Origin of the sequence: Haloferula rosea (assembly GCF_016595525.1) — a bacterium.
Classification (GTDB): Bacteria; Verrucomicrobiota; Verrucomicrobiia; order Verrucomicrobiales; family Akkermansiaceae; genus Haloferula; species Haloferula rosea.
In genome coordinates this window covers 118,425-138,149 of record NZ_JAENII010000002.1, presented here as the reverse complement: position 1 = coordinate 138,149, position 19,725 = coordinate 118,425, and the positions used below count along the sequence as shown (strand labels likewise).

Below are 19,725 nucleotides of genomic sequence, written 5' to 3'. Positions count from 1 at the left end.
TTCAATGAGAGAGAGAGCCCGCCCGAAGGCGATGCCAACCGGAAAAACGGTCGGGGAGGTGCTGCCCTCGGACAGGCTCAAGGTCAATCCTTCAATTACTTCGAAAGCGATTCAATCGTGGCCTCGGCCAACTCTGCAGGCAGCGGGTAGTAGCCGTCCTTCTCAACGATTGCCTGACCGTCCTTCGAAAGCACGAACTTCAGGAACTCCAGCGCTGCGGCAGGCATCGGCTCGCTCGGCTTCTTGTTCACGTAGACCAGGAGGAAGCGAGCCAGCGGGTAGTCACCCGTAAGTGCGTTGTCGTAGCTGGCTTCAAAGAATTCGCTTCCGTCAACGGACAGGGGAAGAGCACGGACTGCCGAGTTCTTGTAGCCAATGCCCGAGTAGCCCAGCGCATAGAGGTCACCACCGATGCCCTGAACCACAGCCGAGGAACCCGGCTGTTCCTTCACGGTCGACTTGTAGTCGCCCTTGCCGAGCACGTTCTTCTGGAAGAAACCGTAGGTTCCCGAAGCACTGTTCCGCCCGTAGAGCGAAATGGCGCGCCCTTTCCAGGCATCCAGCCCGAGTTGGCCCCACTCGGTCAGATCCTCCGATCCACGCTTGCGCGTGCTGGAAAAGATCCCGTCGACCTGCTTCAGGCTGAGACCTTCGATGGGGTTGTCCTTGTGGGCAAACACCGCAAGGGCGTCGATCGCAACCTTCACTTCCGTCGGCTTGTAACCGAACTTCTTCTCGAAGGCGTCGATCTCCTCCGCCTTCATCTCGCGGCTCATCGGGCCGAATTGGGAGGTGCCTTCCATCAGAGCTGGAGGCGCCGTGGACGAGCCCTTGCCCTCGATCGAGATGGTCACGTTCGGATAGGCCTTGCGGAACCCCTCCGACCAGAAGGTCATCAGGTTGTTCAGAGTGTCGGAACCCACCGAGGACAGACTTCCGGAGATACCGCTCACGGACTTGTATTCGGTCAAAGCTTCATCGAGATGTGACTCAGCGGCATTGGCAACAGCGGCGGCGGCAATCAAGCCACCCATCATCTTCATCATGTTCATGGTCGTAATCTATTAGGTTTGGGGTTGAGCAACCGCGCCAACCGCACGGTCGAAATGGAGAATGATAATGCGCTTGGCGACGTGGGTTTCGTGACGACACCGTCACTCGGAAAACCCGCCCCGCCTGACCACCTCGTCACCCTGGCGCCACCCCGCAACCGAACGAGGGATGGCACCGGGCCGGACGTGGTGATCCGCGCGGTAAAACGGGTCGATCAGAAGTAGCTGCGGAAACCGAACCACGAGGTGAGCGCCGTGTAGTCTCCGGTCAGACCGGCTCCCGGCACATTCAGCCACTCATACTCGAGACCGGCCTGCACCTTCAGATTGTGCCCACAGATGAGGTAGTTCACACCCGCGTAGATCGAGTGGTGCTCATTGCCACGGCCCGAATAGGTTTCAGGCGCCACCTGCAAGCCATGATTCCTGCGGCCATAGCGGCTGTAGATCCGGATTCCCTGGTCTTCCTCCGCCCCTTGATACTGGTAACGGACCACCCCTTGGAGCTTGTCTTGAACGATCCAGTAGTAAGGCATCACGACCAGTCCCCAGAAGTTTCCCTGGCGATTTGCCCGCAACACCCGGTTGCTTGCATCACCATTGTCTCCATAGATCCCGTTGATGATCAGACCCCAGACACCAGCGTCATACTCCGCCGAAAGCGACGTCGCCCACGCGTAGCCGAAGAGACTGTCCTCGCCACGGGTGAAATCGGCATCGTTGTAAACGTAGTCCCAGCGGAAATGCCATTCGTCACACGGGGTGTATCCCAGCGACAGATAGTAAGCGAGTCCGTCGCCCCATCCGCCGATGAACTCGGTGTTTCCGCCGGCTCTTGTGCGGGAGTCAGTACTGAAGAGACCGAAGGTTCCCTCCCATTCACTCTTCGCCCAATCGAGGGTAACGCCGGTGGCACGATAGCTGTTGAACACCTTGTTCGCGATCGCCGAGCGCTCGACGGTCAACAACTTCTTGGACGACTCCCGGGCCTCCTGCGAGATGAGGAACTTGTGGCGACCATACTTGAGTGTCAGTCCATCCAACGCACCAAGCTTGAATGCTTCCTTCATGTCGAAGCTGACAAGCGCCTCGTCAAAGTCCTCATAGCCCCAACCCAGTTTGCGGCCTCCTGGCCACGGAGCGAGGTTGTTGCTCGCGTCATCCACCATGTTGACGTTCGCCTTGACCTCGAAGTACTTGAGGAACCTGGCCTTCGCTCCCAAGCGGAATCGACGCACCTCCGTGAAAGTGTCGGAAAACTCCAAGCCGTTCACATCCTCACCCGAGTAGTAGGCCGCCTGCCACTGGAAGCGCCCGAATACCTGGAACTCCGAGAACCACGGATTGTCGTCGTTCTTGTAAAGGGTGCCGGGCTTGCTGGACAGCCAGTCGCAGAAGTCGCCGGAATTGGATTCAACAGGCTCCTCGATCACAGTCGAAGGTAGATCTCCTGCTTGGGCAAGGCCGATGATGGATGCCGCCGAGAACAGGCTCAGTCTCAGGCGGAAGGCTCGGTTGGATTTCATGTCGTATGTTGGATGGTTGACGCCCCCTCTGTTGAAGCGCGCCGATCTCCTATTTGACGACCCCGTCACATCCCACGCTTCCTTTGTCACATTTCCGTCACATTCCCCGGACACCCTCACTCAGTCCACACAACCTGTTGGTGTTCGATCAGTTACAAACCACCCATCAACCACGCATTCCGGAGCCAAAACACCCCAATGTGACGGACTCCACCCCACCCGTCACAATCCCGATCCAGCCGCCCATCAGGTCACGCGGACATCCTCACGGAGTTCCGGTCGGGCACAAGGAAATGGTCCCAGGTCTTGTCGAGAGGCCCCTGATAGCCCCGAAGACCAAAAACCGGCCGCCATCTTGGGGTCGCAGGCTTCTTCAACGGATGCATGTTCGCTTCCTTCGGCAGTTTGTTCGCCTTCCGGGTATTGCAGCGGATGCACGAGGTCACGATGTTCTCCCATGTCGTCCCACCGCCCTTGTCGCGCGGCATCACGTGATCCAAATTCAACTCAGGCTCAGGAAAAACCTTGGCACAATACTGGCAGGTGAATTGATCCCGCAGGAAAACATTTCGTCGAGTCAGGCGGACTTCCAATCGGGGATACTTGTCATACTCCGTCAGCACCACGATCCGTGGCACACCGAGGGCCAGATTCACTGAGTGCACGAGATCCGAGACCACCCCGGTCGCGGAATACTCCAGCCACGACGAAAAATCGTGAGTCCGAAACCTCTCTTCACCCTCGGTTTGGAGGATCTGGGCGTGGCCCAGGCAGAGCAACTTCAGTGCCCGCTTCGCAGAACAAGTCTGCACGGGTTGCCAGAAGCGATTGAGAACCAGAACTGAACGATGAAGGTGCTGATCCATGCAATGCATCACGATGATTGCCGGGTAGGATACCAAGAACCCGCCGGGACACAATGTGAATCGGACCGCCGCTCGACGACCTCATCTGTCGCGCTCAGCGAAGACTCTGGAAAAATGCTACCGCAAGTGTTTCATCAGGCTTCCATCACCGCACACTTTCCCATGCGAGTCCTCGTTCCCCTCATCGCTGCGCTTTCCCACGTCGCCGTTCCGGCCGCAGAGAAGCCGAATGTCCTCCTCATTCTCGTCGACGACCTCAAGCCTGCCATCGGCGCCTATGGAGACCCCACCGCCATCACTCCGAGCTTGGATGCGCTGACGGCCCGGGGCATGCGCTTCGACGCCGCCTATTGCAACCAGGCGGTCTGCGCGCCTTCGCGTTTCAACCTGATGCTCGGCTCGCGATCCACCTCGTCCGGACTCTACAGCTTGGGCAGCAATCTGCGCAAAGCCTACCCGGAGGCAGTCACCCTGCCACAGCACTTCGCCCACCATGGATACCACACCGAATCCCTCGGCAAGGTCTTCCACATCGGCCACGGGAACCATGGCGACCCCCAGTCATTCTCATCACCTCACTTCAAGGACCTCGTCATTGAATACCAGCTGCCGGAAAGCACCGGTGGCGGTCAACTGACCCGGGAAGAAGGCTACTTCACCAACCAGGGCCAGAGGGACGCCGATGGCAAGCTGAGGCCCCGCGGTGCGGCTTTTGAGGCTCCTGACGTCGGTGACGAAGCCTACGCAGACGGGCGGGTTGCCGCCGAGGCCATCAAGCGTCTTCGCGCGGCAAGCGAACGGGATGAACCCTTCTTCATCGCAGTGGGCTTCGCTCGCCCCCACCTTCCATTCTGTGTCCCGAAGAAATACTGGGACCTGTACGACCCCTCCCGGCTCCCCATGGTCGACACCACCACCCCGCCCGATGGAGCTCCGCGCTGCGCCATCAAGGTGGGTGGGGAGATCACCGCCTACGAGCCCGTCCCTCCGCGAGGAACGATCGATGCGAAGCTGGCCCGGAAGCTCGTCCATGGCTACTACGCCTCTACGAGTTACGTCGACGCCCAGATCGGCAAGGTGATCACCGCAGTCGACGAACTCGGACTCGCCGACGACACCCTCATCGTCCTGTGGGGCGACCATGGATTCCACCTCGGCGAGCTCGGCATTTGGACGAAGCACGTGAACTTTGAGATGGCGACGCGGATTCCGCTGATTGTCGTCGCGCCCGGAATCACCAGGCCCGGGTCACATACCGACCAACCCGCCGAGACGGTCGACATTTTTCCCACCCTGTCCGCCCTCGCGGGCCTCCCGGCACCGACGGGTCCTCAACCCATCGACGGGACCAGCCTACTGGGCACCTTGAAGGATCCCCAAGTGAGGGTCGATGACCACGCCTACCACTGCTTTCCCCGCGGAGGAAAACTTGGAAGAGCGATCCGCACCGAGCGCTATCGACTGGTCGCCTGGACTCCCCTCGGCCAGCCGAATGCGGCGCCCGTATATGAGCTCTACGACTACAAGCAGGGCCCCGTCGAAACCAAGAACATCGCCTCCCAGTATCCCGAAATTGTAGCCTCACTGCGCACCATCCTTGACCAGCATCCAGCCCCCGCGAAGGGCCGATAGCCACTCCCTCTCGGACCAATCATTCGGCCGACTCGCGCCATCACGGATCGGGGAAATGCACCCCAGACAACCGATCCCCTTCTTCCAGATTGCACGCTCAAAGGCCCTCCCTGCCTGAGTAAAGATGAAGCATTTGGACAAAGCAATTGGCGATAACGGCAACGGGGAAATCTTTGCGACGCGGGGAGGAATGGTGGAACGTCTCATCGCAAAGATGCGTTTCCTGAGATCGGACCTCCGACTTTTGCGCTTTCCTCGCTCGCTCCATTCTTACCGGCCCTCCAGTCACCAGCCCATGCGGATCCTTTTCACCCTCCTCCTTGCCTTTGCCCTCGGTCGCATGTCGTCGATTTCGGCGCAGACCGTTCTCATCTCCCCGAATGCGTCCGTTCGCAACGGGGGCTTCGAGGATGCCGATGGCACCGACTTCTCATCCGTTCCCTTCTGGGAAAGCTACTTCGCCGAAGGCGCCGCAACCGACCCCATCAGCACAGCCAACCCGAAATCGGGTTTCCTGCGCAGCTTCACGAACGGATACCAAGGGACCGGTAACCGCATCCACCCAAGCCAGATCATCCCTGCCGGAACGTGGACGATTGAAGAGGGCGACTTGTTCGTGGCATCCATCTCAGCCCGGTCCGGAGCAGCCTTTGATCCTGGTGCAGACCAACTCCAAATGGTTCTCCACGTGGTCGACATCAACGGGAATGCCGTCAGTGACCCATCCAGTCCTATCGGCTACCCCACCCGCATTCTTTCGTCACTCGCCGACATCCCCACAGCGGGAGTCTATCATGATCACTCCTTCACCTCGGTCCCGGTTCGTCCGAACAGCCCGTGGATTGGCCAGCAAGTCCAGATCAGGATCCTGCACACCGGAGATCGGAATGAATACCTGATGATCGACGACGTGTCCCTGACTGCCTACCGCGCGGCAGAGCTCGATGCGCCGGCCACTCTCATCGCCAGCTATTCCGCAGACGGCACGACCCAGGATAGCGGCCCATCATCACTCCATGGAACCGCATCACCCGGGCTCAGCTATGGCCCTGGATTCGGTATTGGATCGAGCTTCGACACCACCGCTGGATCGGTCACGCTTCCCGTGCAGCTACCACTCAGGTATTCGATCTCCCTCTGGACCCGGACCAGCAGTCCCGGCGGGGAAGGAAGCCAACTCACTTGGCGTGAAGGTTCGGCCATGGTCGATGGCTCAATCGCCCCGGATGGGGGTTGGGGCATCTCACTTCGCGGAAACTCGATCGCCGTGGGCGCCGGGGACGAGACACTTTCCTCCCAGTCTTTTGCCACCGACGATCGATGGCGCCACATCACCATGACCCATGATGGTCTCACCAACTCACTCCGCTTGTATGTCAACGGTCAGTTGGAAGACGCCGCCGATCTGGAAGGACCGGTGCAGTTGTCGTCCGACCTGGAGATCGGAGCGTCTCGGAATGGCGGCATGACCTTCTCCGGACTCATCGATGACATCCGCATCTACTCAGGCATCCTGGAGCCGGAGGACATCAACGACATCCGAATCGGTGAAGGCGACACCGATGGTGATGGATTCAGCAATGTCGACGAAGCCGATGCCGGAACCGACTGGGGGTCCGCCAGCGACTTCCCAAAAATCCGAAGCGTCCAAATGGAATCCGGAGAGGTACGGATCGAGATCGATGGCAAACGCTCCAGGCAGTATCAATTGGAGCGACAGAACGACCTGTCAGCCGTGGAACCCGAGGCCGTCCCCGACGCCGTTGCTCCGCTGGAATCGGAAACCTCCGTCGAGCTAACGGACCCTGCCCCTCCTCCAAGCAAAGCCTTCTACCGGGTGCGTGCCGAAAAAGGCCCGCTGCCTCAACCCAACATCCTTCTGATCGTGGGCGATGACCACGGGTATGCTGACATTTCCGCCTACCCGAACGCACGCCCGGACATCAGCACTCCAAGTTTTGATCGCATTGCGGCCTCCGGTTCAATCTTCACCCAGGCCTATGTTACCAGCCCGGTGTGCAGTCCATCCCGATGCGGATTCCTGACCGGTCGCTACCAGAATGAATGGGATGCGGCCGGAGGTTGGGCACCGCGACTCCCCGCCACCGTGAAGCACATCGCCGAGTATCTCAAGGAGGCCGGCTACGCCACCGCCATGATCGGGAAGAACGACTTCGGTCAACCCGTGGGGTCCATCAACAACCGCGAACACCCGACCAACCACGGCTTCGACCGGTTCTTCGGATTCAATGCCCACGCCCACGACTTCTGGCTCCATTCGCAGGCCATCACGGACACCGTGCAACCCGCGTGGCCAACCGAAGCAAGCGCGCACCTGGGCAAGCTCGTGAATACCGAACTTCCCGGCAACTTCGAGACCTTCGACGATGGCACATGGCAGACTGAAATCTTCACCGATCGGGCCATCGATTACCTCGAACAGCGGAAGACCAACCCCCAGCCGTTCTTTCTCTACCTGTCCCATGCTTCGGTGCATGCCCTGATTCACCAGGCCCCGAAGTCCTACCTCGATGCGGAAGGCGTGCCGGAACTCCCCCTGTATGATCCGGCCACCAACACCCAGGACAATCCATCCGCCTACACCACCTACTACTACCGCTACTCACGCCCTACCCCACAGGACGCGAACGGAATCATCTCGGACGCCGACATGCGCAAATACTACCGCGCCCACCTCAATGCCTACGATGATCAGATGGGCCGACTGCTGGATGCTCTGGACGAGAAAGGACTTACCGACAACACCATCGTCATCTATTTCTCCGACAACGGAGGAGAAGCTCTAACAGGAGCGAACAACCAGCCCCTGTCGGGCTCGAAATACACGTCCTTCGAGGGAGGTCTCCGCGTGCCGATGATGATCTCATGGCCCGGTCGGATCCCCGGCGGACAGGTCTACACCCACGTCACCTCGACGCTCGACATCGTCCCCACCCTCCTCGATGTCGCCGGTGTCGAGAACGCCGCGCCCCTGCGCGGACACAGCCTCATCGAGCCGCTCAAGAACAACGCACCGGTCGTCCCCGGTGAGCGCACCTTGTTCTGGCGATTCAACAACCAGTGGGCAATCCGCAAGGGCGACTGGAAGCTCGTCCTTGGCACCAAGGACATTGCGGCCAAGCACACCTCCCAGATCGTCTTCAACGATGCAGTTCTCAATCGGGTCGCCTTGTTCAACCTCGCCGTGGATCCGGCGGAAATGAACGACCTCTCCAATAGCACCGACCCCGCGATTCAAGCAATCCGTGCGGATCTCCAAGCGAGATACGACGCTTGGCAGGCGGGCCTTTGAGATCCAGATGTGGTCATCAGCACAGTTGGCGGCCGGGGAATTCTGCCCTGATCGATGGTCGACCGCACCGAGTCGGTCAGCTCCGGGGGATTGGCTTCGCAGGAATGGGCCCTGAGTGACGCATATGCGTGAGCCGGGCTGGCCGACAAAGGCTACAGGAAGATATCTAGGAAGAATCGAAGCTGAAATCCGTAGTGTTCCCCCACAACAGGAAACGCTTCACTCGTTTCGTCAGATTTTCGCCAGTCCTCCATCCGCCCCCTTGTCCATGTTCCGATCTACCCTTCTTGCGGCGCTAACCCTTCCTCTATTTGCCAGCTCCCAACCGAATTTCGTCGTCATCATGGTCGATGACCTCGGCTACTCGGACATCGGTTGCTATGGCGGGGAGATCGACACCCCCCAGCTCGACTCACTGGCATCCAACGGCCTTCGCTTCTCCCAATTCTACAACACCGCCAAGTGCCACTCATCCCGGGTCTCCCTGCTGACCGGCCAATACTGCATCGCTGCGGGAGACACCGCGCTGACCCATGCGGTCACCTCCGCGGAAGTTCTCCGCGACGCCGGCTACTTCACGGCCATGACCGGGAAGTGGCACCTCGACAAGGAACCGACCGACTTCGGGTTTGACCGCTATTTTGGCCACCTGAGCGGAGCCTGCAATTTCTTCAGCGGCGACAAGACCTTCCGATTGAACGGCAAACCATGGAAGGTGCCGGATGAAGGATTCTATACAACCGTCGCCGATGTCGACTACGCCCTGCGGTTCCTCGACGAGGCGAGGAAAACCGATAAACCCTTCTTCCTCTACATCGCTTTCAACGCACCCCATGCCCCCCTCCATGCCCTGCCAGAGGACTACGCCAAATACGACGGTCGCTACACCGCCGGCTGGGACAAGATCCGTGATGCACGGATCGCCAAACAAAAGAAACTGGGACTGCTGCCCGAGACCCTCAAACCGAGTCCACGCCCTCCCCATGTCCGCGCATGGGACGACCTTGTCGATTGGCAGAGGGACTATGAAATCAACCGCATGCGGACCCTCGGAGCGATGATTGACCGTGTCGATCAGGAGATTGGTCGTGTCGTGGACGACCTGAAGAAACACGATGAATTCGACAACACCCTCATCCTCTTCGTCTCCGACAACGGAGCCTGTCCATACGACCGTCAGAAACCACGCCTGAATGTCGAGCCCACCAACGCCGAAACCTTTCTGGCAGACTCCACACCCTGGTCCTGGGCACGCAACGCACCCTTCCAGTTTTACAAACAGAATCAGTTTGAAGGCGGCATCAGCACCCCGGGCATCGTCCACTGGCCCAAAGGCCTCAAGACGAAGCCGGGCACCATCATCGACACCCCTGCCCACTTGATCGATGTGCTCCCGACCCTTGCCGATCTGGCGGACGCAGCGATCCCGAAGGAGTATCCCGACCGCGAGCTTCGACCGATCTCCGGGGTCTCCCTTCGGCCCCTGCTTGAAGGCGGGGAGCTTGAGCGAAAGGAGCCCATCCACTTCCAATTTTCGACCGACTTCGCCCTTCGCGATGGCGACTGGAAACTGGTCAGCTTCAAAGGCCAGGAATGGGAACTCTATCACATCGGAAAGGACCGCGCCGAACTCAACAACCTCGCCGCCTCGGAACCCGAGCGACTCCAATCCATGATTGCGAAGTGGCGGCAGATGTCGCGGGACGTGCTCCACTCCGAGAAACTGGCCACCACCCGAATGAAGCCCGCCGTTTTCCCGAGATCGAACCGCGAGTGGACGGTCTTCCACGACACCGACACTCCTCCCGCCACGCACCCCGGCAAGCGACCGCGCGCCAAAGCGAAGCCCAGCGACACCTCGATCCGCGCACGCAAGGGGACCGAGATGGTCGCACAGAAGGATGGCTCGCTGAAATTGACCTTCACCGGCGACGACCCGGGAATCGCGATGGATCTCCGGGGCCGCAGCGCCATGCCTCCCGGCCCCTACACCCTCGCCTTCGACCTCGACACCTCCCAGACAGGACACGGCGAAATCTACTACACCGTGGACCCGAAGACCTCGCTTCCGAAAGGAACGAAGCTCGATTTCCCCCTGCCAACCGGCAAGGGCTTCAAACCGGTCCAGATCAAGATCGAAACGTGGGAAGCCATCCAGCAGTTGCGCATCGACATTACCGAAGGCCCGGGGTCCGCCGTGATCCGAAACCTCCGTTTGATCGACTTCAAGGGCAAGACCGCCGTGGACTGGACCACACCCAAGGGCAAGTAGAGTCCCCTGACCCCACCCGATCAACCTGCGCCTTCCGGTTGAGCACCTTCGTCAAGGGAACGCAAACCAAGGCGACGGAAGGGATGGGATTGACCATGAGAAAATCGACCCCGAACCCATCATGAAATTGCATCGCTCCCTCTTTGCCCTCCTTGCCATTCCGGCATTCGCCACCGATCGACCGAATGTCATCGTCATCATGGTCGATGACATGGGCTACTCGGACATCGGTGCCTGGGGTGGTGAGATCGACACCCCGAACATCGACTCACTCGCTTCAGGCGGCCTCCGCTTCACCCAGTTCTACAACTCCGCACGGTGCTGCCCGACCCGGGCAACCCTGATCACCGGACTTCATCCCCATCAGATCGGCATCGGCCACATGACGGGCGAAAATACCAACTCCAAGGGCCGCCCACCCGCCTACGCCGGCAACATCAACGACTCCTGCGTCACCCTCGCTGAAGTGGCGAAGTCCGCCGGATACGCGACCTTCATGGCCGGAAAATGGCACCTCGCCGGGAAGGACGAAGCCGACTGGCCCCTTCAGCGGGGCTTTGATCGCTACTACGGCTGCATCTCTGGAGCGACCCACCATTTCCACCCCTACGACTGGCGGATCATGTACGACGGAAACAAGCCGGACCCGAATCCCAAAAGCACCACCGACCGTCCGTTCTACACCACCGATGCCTTCACCGATCACGCCATTCGCTTCATCGATGAGCACAAGGATGGCACTCGGAAGAAAGATCCCTTCTTCCTCTATCTCGCCTACACCGCTCCCCACTGGCCTCTCCACGCACACGACCAGGAACTCGAGAAGTATCGCGGAAAATACGATCTCGGTTGGGACAAACTTCGCGAACAACGGTTCGAGCGCCAGCAGAAGTCCGGACTCATTCCCGCATCATGGACGATGTCACCCCGCGATCCCAAGGTTCCCGCTTGGGATTCACTAAATGAGAAGAAGCAAGCCGAGAGCAGTTTCCGCATGGCGGCCTACGCGGCCATGATCGACCGCATCGATCAGAAGATCGGCGACCTCGTCGACACCCTGAAAAAGCACGGAGATTTCGAGAACACCCTGATCCTGTTCCTTTCCGACAATGGTGCCTGCGCCGAGGTCTCGCTGATCGGTGTGGGTGATCCCATCAAGGACCGGGATCCCGAGGTCCCTCTCACCCGCCCCAGCTACGGCAAGGCCTGGGCGAACGCCTCGGCCACTCCCTATCGACAGTACAAGCACTTCGCCCACGAAGGAGGTGCCAACACCCCCTTCATCGCCCACTGGCCAACCCGGATCCCGAAGGGCCGCGACTGGTTCCGTCAACCCGCCCAACTCATCGATGTGATGGCCACCCTCGTCGATGTGTCGGGGGCCACCTACCCGAAGACCCATGATGGACATCCGATCCTTCAAGCCGACGGCATCTCGCTTCTCCCGGCATTTGACGGCAAGCCACTTGAGCGCAGCCAGCCAATCTGCATCGAACACGAGAACAACGCCTTCGTGCGCGACGGCGAGTGGAAACTGGTGGGGATGAACGTGACTCCTGCCGATGGACTCAAGCCAAACCGATGGGAACTTTACCACATGGAAAAGGACGGCACCGAACTCAACAACCTCGCGTCCACACATCCGGAACGGGTGAACTCCATGTCGGAAGCGTGGCAGGCCTGGGCAAAAAGGGTGCAGGTCTATCCAAAACCCGGCTCGAAAAGAACGAAGAAGTAGCTCACGCAATCAAAGCCGGCCGCGATGCAGGGCGACCTGACCGGGTACAGGGACTCAGACTGTTAGAACACCACAAGTTCCCGTCACTCTCACCCGGGAGCCCCACACCCCTTGCATCCGCCCTTCTCGAGTCGGTCCGCAATGCGTGCGGAGGTCGGCGTGACCGACAAACCGGCGAGGGCCGTGCAGCAATGCTCGCGCGGCATCGCTTCCGCGACCTTGTTCATCGTGTGGATCACTTCGTCCAAGGGCACCAGATGGTCATAGCCACCGAGAGCCATGTTCGCGCATGCCAGAGCGTTCGTAGCCGCCATGACATTCCTGCCAAGACAAGGTGCCTCCACCCGATTCGCCACCGGATCACAAATCATTCCCAGATTGTTCTGCAGTGCCATGGAAGCCGCACCGAGCATCTGATCATTCGAGCCTCCGGCAAGGTACACCATTGCAGCGGCGGCCATGGCAGATCCCGACCCGCACTCGGCCATGCATCCCCCCTCTTCTGCCGCGAAGGTCGCATCCCGTGCGATGAACACCCCGATCAGCCCGGCGATCAGCAAAGCCTTGGAGACCTCTGAAGCTTCCGCACCCATGCTGTCGGCCACCGCCAGCACCGCCCCGGGCATCGCACCGCAGGACCCCGCCGTTGGAGCCGCGACGATCACCCCCATCGAACTCTTCACCTCCATGATGGCCGACACATAGCGAATGATCCGGTTGTTGACGTCCGATTCGATCAATCTCCCTTCCTGATCCGCCTTCGTAAATCCCGGCGATTGGGAGGGAAGAATCCGGTCCTCATAGTCGGTCCCCGACAGACCGGTCACCACCGCCGACTTCATGATCTCAGCGATTTCCGACATCCTCGCAAGCACCTGCTCAGCTCCCTCCCCACTGCGCGCCGCTTCATAGGCGATCGCCAGTTCCGCCAGAGACATGCTACGATAGTCTTCCGTCTCAACCATCTCGGCACAGGTATGGAACGGCAACTTGAGTTCCCTCCTCGACAGCACCGGCAGCACCGCCCGCAGCACGCGGTGCCTCGTGGCACCCAATTGGCCGGCCAGCCCTTCGACATCCGACAAGGCAGACCGGCTTGAGAAGACGAGAAGTCCCCGGCCATCCCCTTGGTGCCAGTGGACACTTTCGCTCTCACCTGCTGCGGGATGACCACTCCACAGCCCGGGTTCCGGCTCGGCGTCCATCCAGAAAATTGTCAGCTCCAGATCGCCAGGCGCTTGGAGTGGAACTCGGTCCACTGCCACCAACTCGATCATCCCCCCACCTGTCGAGATGGCGTCGAGGAACTCGTTCCGACCTGAACCTCCCGTGAGCTCCAGACGATAGAAATTCGGATGGGGCGCATCAAACGACTCGTAGCGAACATCGACCTCGATCCCCTGTCTTTCCAGTTCCGCCGCATAGGTCGGCAACCTCTCGTCTTCAGGAGTCCACCCGAGAAGTCCGCTGTACAAGCCGAGGTCGGTACCCTGATCGCGGTGGGTCGTCACCAACGAACCATTCGGATCGTAGCGCACGACCACTTTCGTGATGGACTCACCCACCAGATCCCGGGCGATCCGCCCGATGCGATTCGCGGCCGCACTATGAGAGCTGCTTGGCCCACGCATCACGGGACCGAGCACGTCGTTGAAAATACTGGGAGCTTGGGACTTCACGTTCTTTCCTCATAGTCGACAGCAGGTTCCTTGCCACCTCTAAAGCCAGCGATTTCAGCCAACCGTGGTGACTCCGAGAGAGCTGACAGGAACGACATCGAGCGACCCGTATCCGTTCCGATCGGTAACCTGTTCTTCAAAGAGCGGCAGAGAATCCCGCGGCATGAACCCATCAGAACCCACGCACCTCCCGTCATGATCAATGCACTCACCCGGATCCTCGTCCTGACCATGCTCATCGCTTTGCAAGTCCAGGCCGAACCCGCCCCGCAATCCGGAAAGCTCAAGATCTTCCTCCTCGCGGGCCAATCGAACATGGTGGGATTCGGACAGGTCAAGGGCCGCCCGGGCACGATGGAATCCTACGTGAAAGAGAAGCCCAAGGCATACGTTCATCTGGTCGATCCGGACGGAGAACCCGTCGTCCGGGACGATGTCTGGATCGTGAACCTGTCGGATCCGAAGAACCCCCAGCAGGGGTGGCTCACGACCGGCTACGGAGCCAGTCCGGACCACATCGGACCGGAATACGGATTCGGCATCGAGATGGCCGACCACTACGAGGAACCGGTACTGCTCATCAAGTGCGCCTGGGGCGGTCGCTCGCTTTTTCACAACTTCCTACCGCCCAGTGCCGGCGACCATCCCAAACCCGAGAAGGATGGAGACAAGGGGTTTCATTACACCGAGATCCTCCGGATTACGAAGGAAGTCACCGGCAACCTGAAGACCTACTACCCTCACGATTCGAGCCAGGGATTCGAGATCGTCGGTTTCGGCTGGCACCAAGGGTGGAACGACCGGATCAATCAGACAGCGGTCGACGCCTATGAAGAGAACCTTGTCCATCTCGTGCAGGACCTGCGCCGCGACCTCGGAATTGAGAAACTGCCCGTCGTGATCGCCAATACCGGCATGGGTGGCTGGGAGATCCCCAAACGATACAAGGCCAAGGTCGAGAAACTCATGGTCGCCCAGCTCGCGCTCGCCGAGCCCGAAAAATACCCACAGTTCGCCGGCAATGTCGGAGGCGTCGAGACCCGCGACTTCCAGCGATCGCAGGAGGAGTCTCCGTCAAAGCAGGAGTACCACTGGATGAGAAACTGGGAAACCTACTACCTGATCGGAGAATCAATGGCTCAATCCATGATCCGGCTTCTGGATACCCCGTCCGCCAACTAGCCGCGCGCCTGGCAACCCACCTTGTCCCAATCGGGTTCCAGAGCTCCAACCCTTCCCCTCGCGACCGGCACCTCCCCCAAAAATATGACTCCAATCCCCTGAAATCGTGATCGGAATTTCCCCAAACACCCGTATTCTCCGCGCCAGTCACCATGAATAAGAAACCTTCCCTGTTCACCATTTTCGCCCCGCTTGTGGGCGCCGCTGCCCTCTTGGCGACCGCCACCTCTTCAGCCGCGACCAAGGGCACTCCGCCAAACATCATCTTTCTTCTGGCCGACGACCAACGCAGCGACGTGCTCGGCTGCTATGGCAACGATCTGATCAAGACCCCGACTCTCGACAAGCTGGCTGCCGAAGGCGTCCGCTTCACGAATTCGTTCTGCCAAGTCCCGATCTGCGCCGCAAGCCGTGCCTCGATCTTCAGCGGCCTGACCCAGCACAGCCACGGTTACAACTTCGGAGAGCTCCCCGTCCCGGCCGAGTATATCAAGACCAGCTATCCAGCCCTCCTCAAGGACGCCGGATACCGCATTGGATTTGCCGGAAAATACGGCATGAAGTTCGCCCGGCCGGGCCTGCAACCCGAGTTCGACTTTTTCAAGGGCATCAACCGCACTCCCTATCTGCACAAGATGCCCGACGGATCGAAGCGCCATGAGACCGATCTGTGTGCGGACGCTGCCATCGAATTCATCGAGTCCAACCCGAAGGACAAGCCGTTCTGCATGTCCGTCAGTTTCAATGCCTCCCACGCCGAGGATGGAGACAAGCGACCGGGGTATCACTTCCAGTGGCCGGAATCCACCGACGGCATGTACGAGGACATCACCATCCCCGCTCCACGCCTCGCGAACGAAAAATTCAACAAGGCGATGCCTCCGTTTCTGAGGGAGAAGTCCAATCTCAACACCCTTCGCTACTACTGGCGCTGGGACACTCCGGAGAAGTACCAAACCAACATCCGTGCCTACTACCGCATGATCAGCGGAATCGACAACGCCATTGCCCGCATCCTCAAGACCCTTGAAGACAAGGGACTCGATGAAAACACCATCGTCATCTATTCGGCCGACAACGGCTTCATGCTCGGAGACCGCGGCACCGCCGGGAAATGGAACCACTACGAGCAATCGCTCAATGTCCCGCTCATCATCTACGATCCACGGCTCGCCGACGACAAACGAGGTCGCGTGATCGACCAGCTCGTCAGCAACATCGACTTCGCCCCCACGTTCAGCGACTTTGCCGGCATCAAGCCCTCCGAAGTCCACCAAGGCCTTTCGCTCGTTCCCCTCATTGAGGGGGAATCGGCGCCAGACTGGCGCACAGACATCTTCGTCGAACACAAATTCAAGTCATTCAATGACTGGCGCGGTGTCCGAGGTGAAAGATACAAGTTCGCCGTCTATCACGAAGAGAAGGACGGGCCATACGAATGCCTCTATGACCTGGAAAAGGATCCCGACGAACTCGTGAATCTCGCCAACAACCCTGAATACAAGGAGCTTCGTACCAAGATGCTGCGCCGTCTGAAATCCTACCAGGACGAGCTCCCGCTCGCCCCCCAGCGCGGCCAGAACAAGCGCTAGGAGACGGAATCAGGGCATCCTTCTCCAATCATAGCGAGGGCTTACCTCCATCGCCGCGCCGAGGGACCCCCAGACGGCTATTCGGCCGGAGCACCCGGTTTCCCACGATCAACGGGGCGAACCGGGAGATCCCGGCTCGGTGGCATTTCCCGACGGACCATGCGGGTCGCTTCGCCCACCAGCCATAGGTAGTGGTCGGATGGTAGATCTTCGTAGGACTCGAAGCGGCTCTCCCCGACCGGAGGGTCATTGCTGACCTTGAAAATCTGGGTTCCCTCATCCAATTCGTCGAACATCGCCTGATAGACCATCGTCGCTCCCGCCTGCGACACGAGGGATTCATACTGCGCCCACAGGAAGCGACCTCCCTCCCGATCAATGAAGGCATTCGGGTTCTCCTTGGTCCCCTTCTTCAGGTTCGACCAACCGAACCCGGGAAAAACGACCGGCATGAACTCCTTCCCTTCCGACTCACACCATTCGCGATCCGCCTTCGCCCGCCCCGCCGCATAGGTGCGTGCGGACTCCTGACCTCCGAAACGACCGACGGTCCAAGGGGAAATGATGTCCGCCGAGCGATAGATCGGAGCCCACTCGTCGAATGGGCCTGCATCCCTATCGCCGGTTCGCCACCCCGTCGGAGTCCCCAACATCACCGTGACGCCACCACACTCCGGATCGTTCTTGAGGAAGTCGATCAACTCCTCACAGTCCTTTGACCCATACCGACGCCCATCGGCAAAACCGACACCCCAGATGGCGACCACCGGTTTGCCCCCATGCCGTTGGTAGGCCTTATCACGAGCACCCCTTGTGATCCCCATGCCACGCACGAGATGTCGCCAATCCTCGATGATCGCTGCTGTATGCCCGGATGGCATGCCGGTCAGGTCATACATCACTGCGTAGGTGCGGTCGTAGCGATTGGCACCCTCACGGCAGTGTTTCAGCACGCGGTCACAAGAACGGGTATTCGCGTCGATCCGTCTACCATCCCGCCCCGTCACCTCGGTGACAAAGCGCTGCACGAACACGCCATCGATACCATAGTCTCGCATCCACTTGAAGTGCCTCACGACGGTATCCTTGACGTCCGAACTGAACACATGCGCCGGCGATCCATTGGAGTGACGAAATGCAGTTTCAAACTTCTCATGGTCCGCCAACTCACTCATGTCAGGCCAGTACTCAATCCCGGCATGGCCCGGCCTGAACTGGTGGCTCGTCGGATTCCGGTAATGCTTCCAACCCAACCCGGTTCCATCGCCCTCCGCCCGGAACCACCCCTGGTATCCACACATGACCCGCCCCGTCAGCGTGCTTGCCCGTGCTGACACCATCTTTCGGCGAGCACTCGGCTCCTGAACAAGCAGGCTCTTCGCCTTCTGATAGATTGCTTTCGCTGCTGGCCACCCCTCCCCATCCGCAATGATGGAATCGCAGAGAGACAACCACAGATCGCCCCGAAAGAGTTGGAGATCATCAGGTGGAACGAACCCATGGCGTTGCTTGAACTCTTCACTTCCCATCAGGATCCGCCGGAGTGTGTCGGCATTCAGTTGGTTCTCTTGCAAAGCGACGATCCGTGAAACAAGCCCATCAGGATCGGCCTCACGACCTAGGATCTCCCGATAGGCCGCCCTCACCACAGCCTCAGCCTCTTCCTTGCCATACGGGTAAACCCTTCGACCCTGATCATCCATGGGACCGTAATTGCATCGAAGGAGGTGATCGATGTGCGGATCGCAGGCAATGAAATCATCCTGAAGCCTGCAATCCAGGACTGTCTGGGGATCATATACAAATCCAGTCGGTTCGTGAGGCCTGTTGGTCGCTGCCAGGCCATCCGAAAGCCCCGAGTAACTCGCGAGGCTACGGTTCCCTTCAATCGTCCCCCCCTTGACCGTATGAGCTACAAATCCATACCCGGCGGCACCACCAGACATCGTGTTTCCGACAACACTACCACCGATCAGGAAACGACCACGCTTCTCCGGGGCCCACTGAGGCGCTCCGATCGGAAACCCCATGTGGACTCTGGCGCCCAATGCCTCGACCTGATTGTTCTTCACCACCAAGCCTCGGCAGTCCGTTCCGTCTTTCGCCAAGCGATAGAAATCAATTGAATCTACCAAACTGATGCCTCCCAGAGACTCTCGGGACACCGCCGCAACCACATTGCCCTCGACGGTTGTGCCCGGGCTGCCGAATAGAACGATCCCCGCATTTGTCGGATCAATGATAAGGTTGCTTCGAACAATCGAGTCACGGGCAGCAAAGGTAATGCCGCCACTCCAGTGGATCCGCCCCTCCGACACTGCGCGCCCGTTTCCCCGGCAATCCGAACCCGCTCCGAAAATGAGGTTGTTCTCTACCAGAACCCCTGACGCCCCTTCATGGACCTTCAGTGTGGAACAACTTCGGGAGTTCAGGAACACACACTCCCGAACCACCTGCCCATCACCTCCCTGACCACCAAAGAACGCAAGCGCCATGTCCTTTCCAAAATCCGATCTCGGAGGAGGACCCGAGAGCTCATACCGGGCACCATCGAGGATCACATGGGCGATCTTCGCCCCCTTCACACCATCCGCCATGACGAGACATGTCTGCCCGGGATCCGCGAGCCGAAGCGTCGCGAACTCGCTGGGATGGGTCGCCCCGGCAGTAAGGATACTCTGCCCCTCTTTCTTGAATTCCAGAGCTTCTGAAAGCTCATATAAACCTTGCTGCTCGAGGAGGAGGTCGTCGCCCTGATCCAATACCGCCTGCAGATCACCGCTTGGCGGGACCAAAACCTGACCCGCACCAAGAAGTGATCGCCAGCCTACCGCAACCAAGGCGAAGATGACCCATCTCATCACCCTGCCGGG

General features: G+C 59.5%; 12 protein-coding genes. 7 read left to right on the top strand and 5 right to left on the bottom strand.

Annotation, left to right across the window (positions count from 1 at the left end; translation table 11 throughout):
* Positions 1–95: 95 nt before the first annotated feature.
* On the bottom strand, positions 96–1,052 hold the full coding sequence (locus tag JIN81_RS02580; RefSeq protein ID WP_200276011.1) for a PstS family phosphate ABC transporter substrate-binding protein: 957 nt from the start codon (positions 1,050–1,052) through the stop codon (positions 96–98).
* A gap of 54 nt (positions 1,053–1,106) precedes the next feature.
* Between JIN81_RS02580 and JIN81_RS02575 the strand changes: the two genes are divergently transcribed.
* Positions 1,107–1,277 (top strand): hypothetical protein, encoded by a 171-nt coding sequence (locus JIN81_RS02575; RefSeq protein WP_200276009.1) that lies wholly within the window; start codon positions 1,107–1,109, stop codon positions 1,275–1,277.
* Here JIN81_RS02575 and JIN81_RS02570 read toward each other — a convergent pair.
* A complete protein-coding gene (locus JIN81_RS02570) occupies positions 1,268–2,578 on the bottom strand; it encodes a porin (protein WP_200276007.1) in 1,311 nt (436 codons plus the stop codon). The two genes, JIN81_RS02575 and JIN81_RS02570, sit on opposite strands and share 10 nt — an antisense overlap.
* A gap of 251 nt (positions 2,579–2,829) precedes the next feature.
* Positions 2,830–3,444, bottom strand: coding sequence for an HNH endonuclease (locus JIN81_RS02565; protein ID WP_234044418.1), 615 nt, complete (start codon positions 3,442–3,444; stop codon positions 2,830–2,832).
* A gap of 162 nt (positions 3,445–3,606) precedes the next feature.
* On the opposite strand from JIN81_RS02565, the gene JIN81_RS02560 reads away from it, so the two are divergent.
* The 4 genes from JIN81_RS02560 to JIN81_RS02545 all read left to right on the top strand — a co-directional run bounded on the left by JIN81_RS02560 (position 3,607) and on the right by JIN81_RS02545 (position 12,399).
* Positions 3,607–5,076, top strand: coding sequence for a sulfatase (locus JIN81_RS02560; RefSeq protein ID WP_200276002.1), 1,470 nt, complete (start codon positions 3,607–3,609; stop codon positions 5,074–5,076).
* A gap of 295 nt (positions 5,077–5,371) precedes the next feature.
* The gene (locus JIN81_RS02555) at positions 5,372–8,389 is read left to right on the top strand and encodes a sulfatase-like hydrolase/transferase (RefSeq protein ID WP_200276000.1); all 3,018 of its coding nucleotides are present in this window, start codon (positions 5,372–5,374) and stop codon (positions 8,387–8,389) included.
* Positions 8,390–8,657: 268 nt separating this feature from the next.
* Positions 8,658–10,661, top strand: a complete 2,004-nt coding sequence (locus JIN81_RS02550) for an arylsulfatase (RefSeq protein ID WP_200275998.1) — start codon at positions 8,658–8,660, stop codon at positions 10,659–10,661.
* Positions 10,662–10,782: 121 nt separating this feature from the next.
* On the top strand, positions 10,783–12,399 hold the full coding sequence (locus JIN81_RS02545) for an arylsulfatase (RefSeq protein ID WP_200275996.1): 1,617 nt from the start codon (positions 10,783–10,785) through the stop codon (positions 12,397–12,399).
* A gap of 89 nt (positions 12,400–12,488) precedes the next feature.
* On the opposite strand, the gene JIN81_RS02540 is transcribed toward JIN81_RS02545, so the two are convergent.
* The gene (locus JIN81_RS02540; protein ID WP_234044461.1) at positions 12,489–14,030 is read right to left on the bottom strand and encodes an L-serine ammonia-lyase, iron-sulfur-dependent, subunit alpha; all 1,542 of its coding nucleotides are present in this window, start codon (positions 14,028–14,030) and stop codon (positions 12,489–12,491) included.
* A gap of 243 nt (positions 14,031–14,273) precedes the next feature.
* Here JIN81_RS02540 and JIN81_RS02535 point away from each other — a divergent pair, with 243 nt between their 5' ends.
* Positions 14,274–15,260, top strand: a complete 987-nt coding sequence (locus tag JIN81_RS02535) for a sialate O-acetylesterase (RefSeq protein ID WP_200275992.1) — start codon at positions 14,274–14,276, stop codon at positions 15,258–15,260.
* A 152-nt stretch (positions 15,261–15,412) separates the two neighbouring features.
* A complete protein-coding gene (locus JIN81_RS02530) occupies positions 15,413–16,852 on the top strand; it encodes a sulfatase family protein (RefSeq protein ID WP_200275991.1) in 1,440 nt (479 codons plus the stop codon).
* 77 nt (positions 16,853–16,929) lie between these two features.
* Here JIN81_RS02530 and JIN81_RS02525 read toward each other — a convergent pair whose 3' ends face one another.
* A complete protein-coding gene (locus tag JIN81_RS02525) occupies positions 16,930–19,713 on the bottom strand; it encodes a right-handed parallel beta-helix repeat-containing protein (RefSeq protein ID WP_200275989.1) in 2,784 nt (927 codons plus the stop codon).
* Positions 19,714–19,725: the final 12 nt, after the last annotated feature.